This is a genomic window from Moorena sp. SIO3I6 (assembly GCF_010672095.1).
In genome coordinates, this window is record NZ_JAAHHU010000296.1 from 1 (window position 1) to 5646 (window position 5646).

General features: G+C 45.9%; 7 protein-coding genes and 1 pseudogene. 3 read left to right on the plus strand and 5 right to left on the minus strand.

What is annotated here, in order from left to right:
* Positions 1-237 (plus strand): annotated as a pseudogene (locus F6K49_RS34450) (hypothetical protein); the annotation flags it as partial.
* 24 nt (positions 238-261) lie between these two features.
* Here the strand turns inward: F6K49_RS34450 and F6K49_RS34455 are convergent.
* The 5 genes from F6K49_RS34455 to F6K49_RS34475 form a co-directional block, all read right to left on the minus strand.
* Positions 262-2715, minus strand: a complete 2454-nt coding sequence (locus tag F6K49_RS34455; protein WP_293030373.1) for a TOMM precursor leader peptide-binding protein — start codon at positions 2713-2715, stop codon at positions 262-264.
* Positions 2716-3073: 358 nt separating this feature from the next.
* Positions 3074-3472 (minus strand): four helix bundle protein, encoded by a 399-nt coding sequence (locus F6K49_RS34460; protein ID WP_293021276.1) that lies wholly within the window; start codon positions 3470-3472, stop codon positions 3074-3076.
* 144 nt (positions 3473-3616) lie between these two features.
* Complete coding sequence (locus tag F6K49_RS34465) at positions 3617-3751, minus strand: hypothetical protein (RefSeq protein ID WP_293021277.1); 135 nt, start codon at positions 3749-3751, stop codon at positions 3617-3619.
* A 35-nt stretch (positions 3752-3786) separates the two neighbouring features.
* On the minus strand, positions 3787-4407 hold the full coding sequence (locus F6K49_RS34470; protein ID WP_293021278.1) for a hypothetical protein: 621 nt from the start codon (positions 4405-4407) through the stop codon (positions 3787-3789).
* Positions 4374-4679, minus strand: a complete 306-nt coding sequence (locus tag F6K49_RS34475; RefSeq protein WP_293021279.1) for a hypothetical protein — start codon at positions 4677-4679, stop codon at positions 4374-4376. Before F6K49_RS34475 ends, F6K49_RS34470 begins: the two co-directional genes overlap by 34 nt.
* 66 nt (positions 4680-4745) lie before the next feature.
* Here F6K49_RS34475 and F6K49_RS34480 point away from each other — a divergent pair, with 66 nt between their 5' ends.
* Positions 4746-5060 (plus strand): DUF433 domain-containing protein, encoded by a 315-nt coding sequence (locus F6K49_RS34480; protein ID WP_293021280.1) that lies wholly within the window; start codon positions 4746-4748, stop codon positions 5058-5060.
* Entirely contained in the window at positions 5057-5389 is a 333-nt protein-coding gene (locus F6K49_RS34485) for a DUF5615 family PIN-like protein (protein ID WP_293021281.1), read from the plus strand. Before F6K49_RS34480 ends, F6K49_RS34485 begins: the two co-directional genes overlap by 4 nt.
* Positions 5390-5646: the final 257 nt, after the last annotated feature.

The window sequence follows — 5646 nt, forward strand, 5'->3', positions numbered from 1 at the left end:
GGAGATGGGGAGATAGGGAGATGGGGAGATAGGGAGATGGGGAGATGGGGAGATGGAGAGATGGGGCGTGAATTCTTGTCCACTGTTCCCGACTCCCGACTCCTGTTCCCTGTTCCCTGTTCCCTGTTCCCTGTTCCCTGTTCCCCACTCCCGATTCCCGATTCCCGACTCCCGTTCCCCTCCTGGGAGGGGTTAGGGGTGGGTTCCGATTCCCGATTCTTAATTCTTAATTCTTAATTCTTAATTCTTAATTCCCCATTCCTACAAAATCATCGGGATCGGATTAAGTTGATCTTCCCTTAAGGGTTCCGCGAACAAGCCTAACTTAACGGGGACATCATACAACCGACCGGGGGCGAATCTTGCCCAAAAATGGCGCATCCCTGGTACAATCACCTTGACTACATTTAAGCCAATATCCGGGCGGGTTTGGTCTAGAACTAGGGTTTCCATGCCTGCGGACTGGGCAATGTTGACACAGGTTATGACATCCTCATAAATATCATCACTCCACTGTTGAGCATAGTCACTGTGATGCTTGAGGGGAATGTCAGGATTGGGAACCATGTAGGGATGCTCTTTGCGGTTTAGATTATGCTTATTCCATTCCTCCCAAGCACCGGTTTCACTGGGTTCCACGTCATCCACATAAAATCCCAGTTGGTTCATCTCTGTGACTGCCCGTAAAATGGCAATCCGAGGATCGAGATGGGCACCAAACCCGGCAATAATCCCTTCTTGTTCCTGATCGGTGCGGGCTGAGACGGCAGCAAAGGCGGGAATGCCTAAATCACTGGTAATATCCAGCACCCACAAATCACGTTTGCGATCGCGGTATAGTTGTTGTAACTCTACCAGATAGGGGTCATCAAAGCTGGCTAAATCCACTCCCGGACATTGCAGGCAGTTGTACCACCAAATAGCCACGCTATCCCGTTCCACCAATTCCATAAAGCCCTGCAAAATCGCTTCTTCCAAGGTATTGCCAGCAGCATTGCCATTGGAGTCACCGGAACAGAAGTGATGATCCTTTGATGGGGGATAGTTGTAATAACAGAAGGCAGTGGGTAGATAGCTATGGGTTTGTGTCACTAAAGACCAAACAGGTGTCCATTCAATGGCTTTGCTGCTATCAAACCGTTGCGGCACCCAATTGTGATCGACTCGGGCTTTGTTCAAGGTTTCTCGGTGAGCGTACTGATACTCACTAAACTGCATCACCTGTTCGGGAGGAATAGCAGTATCTCCCAACTCCCCTAAGGTAGAAACAATCCGGGGTTCATCCCCATGATAGATACTGGAATAGCGTTCTACCGCTTCACAGAACCCACTGGCTTTGGCTTGACGGTCAGTTTTCCCTTTGCCAGCACTTTTATGACCCAACAGACGACGCAAACGGTTCAAATTATTGGTGGCAGCACCGTAACTATGAATAGCATGATAGGTATGGAGCAGGGCACTGTCTGGGTCAGAGGAACGGACTAGGGCACTGACAACTCCGGTGATGGGACTAACCAGGTGTTGGTAGCGTTTCAGGGTTTGATCGGGAGTAAAGGCACGATGCCCGCCATCGGTAGTGTATTGCTTTTTACGATTGACTAAGGTAACCGGTTGATGAGCGCGATCGCTTAAAAGTTGCGGATTCCCACAAGCAGCACATTGGGGACGATGGGAGAGCTGATGGGTTTCAGTGCTAAGGTTAGTTTGATTGAGGGTAATCACTTTCCCCACCAACGTGGCCAAGTTAGCTGTTTCCTCTACCCCCAGTTGCACTATCCATTTAGCGACTTCAGTGGTAATTAAATTCAGGCCAGTCTCTAAGGTAGAACTGAGGAAAGCATTAGAAGTAGGCAAACACCCCGTCACCCGACCAAACTCAACTTGATGATTCGGGGTTTGAGACTGATTAACAGTTTCTGATTGTGTTTGGGTCAATTCTTCTCCCCGATTCCCGATTCCCGATTCCCGATTCCCGATTCCCGATTCCCGATTCCCGACTCCCGACTCCCGATTCCCCTCTTCTGCAAGACGTCTCGCCTTTCCCTTCTGCTTCAGCACCGACGCTTCCACTTCCCGGTTGCCCCGCAGACGATGGGCCAAACATTCCCAACAGCCAGTTATTCCTGGTTCAAAGATCGGACCAAACCACAACAGTCCTCCTATTGGTTTCGCCAACAGCCAGGGTTGGTTAGTATCTAGGGCGACTTGATTAATCTCTGCTAGTTCCGGTTGTAGATAGTCATCGGTAAGCACTACTAACAGAGTGGGTAAATCGGTGACTGGGGGTTTACCTGTCCAGGGTTGGGTTTGAATGCCAACGGTTGTGAGTTTATCGGTCAAGGGTTTAGTTGAAATATTCCCCACAGCAGTGACATAAACTACTACTTGCCGCAAACAATCATAAGCAGTTTGGGGTTCTACTCCCAGCAAACTCCAGAAAGCAGCAGCAGCGTCTGACAATTCAGGCACTTTGGCAGCGATGTACCCTTTGTCATACAAATTTTCGATCACATAAGCCACCTGGTCTGGGTCAGCGTGCTCTGTCAGTCGTTCACAAATTTCCTCGTAGGTATACTGACCATCCAGCAGGGGCATCAGATGACAGTAAAATTCCCCCGTTAAAGCGTGGGTGGCGTTTTCTGCCAATAGATAAACATGATTGGGTTCAATAATTTCAACGCGATAATGGGGACGGATTTGTAAGAGTGGTTCCATGTTTCTGGTGGGGAGATGGGGAGGTGGGGAGGTGGGGAGATGGGGAGATGGGGAGATGGGGAGGTGGGGAGGTGGGGAGATGGGGAGGTGGGGAGATGGGGTGATGGGGAGGGAGTTTGATGGAGAGAGGGTTTTTTTAAGGTTAAAAATACCTTTTTTTTAAGAAAAATTCCCCCTATCCCCCTATCCCCCTATCTCCCTATCCCCCTATCTCCCTATCTCCCTATCCCCCTATCTCCCTATCTCCCTATCTCCCTATCTCCCTATCTCCCTATCTCTCTATCTCCCTATCTCCCTATCTCTCCAAATTGTTAACGTATGATATTGAAACAGTTCTAATGGGGATATGGGGATAATTTTAAGGTTTTTTTAGTAACCACTTGTCTGAGTCATTCACCATTTTGACTATACTGCCTAAAATCTCGTTATATTGATTTGAGAGTTCTCTGGCAATACCAAGATCTAGATAATTGCATTTAACTGCAAATTTCAACCACACTTGAGTTTCTGCTGCCTCTGCTTCTGCATCGTTGAGCCTAGCACAAAAAGAGCCTTGATATCTTCTTCTGCGCCAAGCCTCTGCTAGGTTAGCACATACTGAACGAGAAGAGCGTCGGATTTGATCAGTTAAAGCGTATCTTTCTTCAATTGGGAAACGTTTAGAGAGTTCAAATATCCTCATGGCAGCCTTAAAAGCCTTTTGATACACTTCTAAATCTTCATGATTATTGATCAATTTAGGTGTTTTTGAACTCATCCCTAACTCTCTATTTTCTTAACTCCCAATCTCCTGATAGTTTAATGTTTACATCAGGAATATACCAGCAATAGTAAACCCTCGCAAAGGGCTGGGCAAGATTTATTTACATTTGGGTCGGGAGTGGGGAGTCTGGAAATTGCATCAAAACAATAAAAATATAGCGCTAGCTTTTAACCTTGTGTCAATGTCAAACACCTTAATCGGTAGTGCTATACTTAGTCGCCCCATCTTCCCATCTCCCCATCTCCCCATCTCCCCATCTCCCCATCTCCCCATTAATTATGGGTATTCAACCAGAATTGATATCATTCCTAATCCTGTTCTACCATCTGCACCAATTTCCCTAGAATAGGTTCGATGGGAGGCAGAAAATATTCCGCCAGATCGAGGGTTACTGTTTTTTCTTCCAATTTCAGAAATCGCCATAGAGTCCCAGTGGTTACGGCACCGTAAACCGTTGCAATCCCATTACCGTTACTATTATTCTCCTGTTGGTTAAACCGAGCAGCTGCTACCATTGCAGCGATACACTGTCCTAATCCCCCTTTCAGGTCTTCTTTTTTGGCTTCTATAATAATGGCTACTGGGGCTTTAACAAATAACTGTTCCGGTGAAAGACTAATAATAAAATCACAGGTGCCATTTAATCCCACTTCTGGGTCAACAGTAAACTCTTCCCCAGAAAACAAGCTAATCTGGTTTTTATGGCATTCTCTAACTGCGAGTAATACTGGACATATCAAGAGTTCTGATCGGGCTTTTTCCGTATTCAAGGCGATGGCTAGTTGGTAATTTTGGGTGATAAATTCGGCTAAATAAGGACTAGGATAAATTACGCGATCGCTATCGCTTTCAAAAATATTCCCTTGTTCGATTAAGGTTAAGTCAAAATCATTGACTACTTTTTGAATAGTAAATTGACTGTAATACATGATCTAGGGAAGGGAGTAGGGAGTAGGGAGTAGGGAGTAGGGAGTAGGGAGTAGGGAGTAGGGAGTAGGGAGTAGGGAGTAGGGAATCGGGAATCGGGAATCGGGAATCGGGAATCGGGAGTCGGGAATCGGGGGAAAATATTGTGTACTTGATTACTATTAAAAATGGGCTTATTGCATTTTTTAACTATTTTTTTAACTATTTGCTGAAATGCTATACTTTGAATGCGATTGGCCGTAGGCCACGCTACGCGAACGCAAACAGACCGCAAAGTGTGCTATTCAGTAAGAATACTACCGTAAGGTAATGCATCTTTCAGTGACGTTTAACTCTCCCAATGGCAACTATTCCAACAATCTCAGAACATATTGAAATCACTCCGGGGGTTTGTGGCGGTAAACCTCGGATTGCCGGACATCGGATTCGAGTTCAAGATATTGTCATCTGGCACGAAAGCATGGGAATGTCACCGGATGAAATTCTATATCACCATCCTAGCATTACCCTGTCAGATGTCTATGCAGCACTGGCTTACTACCACGACCATAAAGAGGAAATCAGACAGGATATTGAGGCTGGAGAAGCCTTTGTAGAAGCGGTACAAGCTCAAACACCGTCTCTATTGCAGCAAAAACTTCAGAATCGGCAATGACCAAAATCCGATTTCATTTGGATGAAAGTGTTAGCAATGCCATCTCTCAAGGTTTGCGTCGTCGTGGAATTGAAGTAACGACAACCTCAGAAGTTGGACTGATTGCTGCCTCTGATCAAGAACAGCTTGCTTTTGCCACATTGCAACAACGAGTTCTGGTGACTCATGATGACGACTTTGTGGTACTTCATCAAACTGGAATAACTCATTCTGGAATTGCTTATTGCAGTCCTAATCGACGCTCAATAGGAGAAATCATAGGTACACTAACTTTGATTTGGGAAGTATTGCAGCCAGAGGAAATGCAAAATCATCTTGAATTTCTCTGAGTTTCCTTCGTCATTATCAATTCAAAATTCAAAAACACCCCACGAATGAATTATTAGGTAAATTCAATTTTGTTATTCCTACTCCCCACTCCCCACTCCCCACTCCCCACTCCCCACTCCCCACTCTCGACTCCCGATTCCCGACTCCCCCTAATCTTTTGCGGAATATAATTATCTACTGGTGTATACCGTTAAAGAAACGAACATCGATTCACCAAAGGTTTCCATCGTGTCTACTCCAGTTGAACCATGCTCTC

What these genes read in the sequence shown, in the direction of transcription:
- F6K49_RS34455 (WP_293030373.1), bottom strand. Translation starts at nt 2,715, where the DNA reads ATGGAACCACTCTTACAAATCCGTCCCCATTATCGCGTTGAAATTATT.
- F6K49_RS34460 (WP_293021276.1), bottom strand. Translation starts at nt 3,472, where the DNA reads ATGAGTTCAAAAACACCTAAATTGATCAATAATCATGAAGATTTAGAA.
- F6K49_RS34465 (WP_293021277.1), bottom strand. Translation starts at nt 3,751, where the DNA reads ATGGGGAGATGGGGAGATGGGGAGATGGGGAGATGGGGAGATGGGAAG.
- F6K49_RS34470 (WP_293021278.1), bottom strand. Translation starts at nt 4,407, where the DNA reads ATGTATTACAGTCAATTTACTATTCAAAAAGTAGTCAATGATTTTGAC.
- F6K49_RS34480 (WP_293021280.1), top strand. Translation starts at nt 4,746, where the DNA reads ATGGCAACTATTCCAACAATCTCAGAACATATTGAAATCACTCCGGGG.
- F6K49_RS34485 (WP_293021281.1), top strand. Translation starts at nt 5,057, where the DNA reads ATGACCAAAATCCGATTTCATTTGGATGAAAGTGTTAGCAATGCCATC.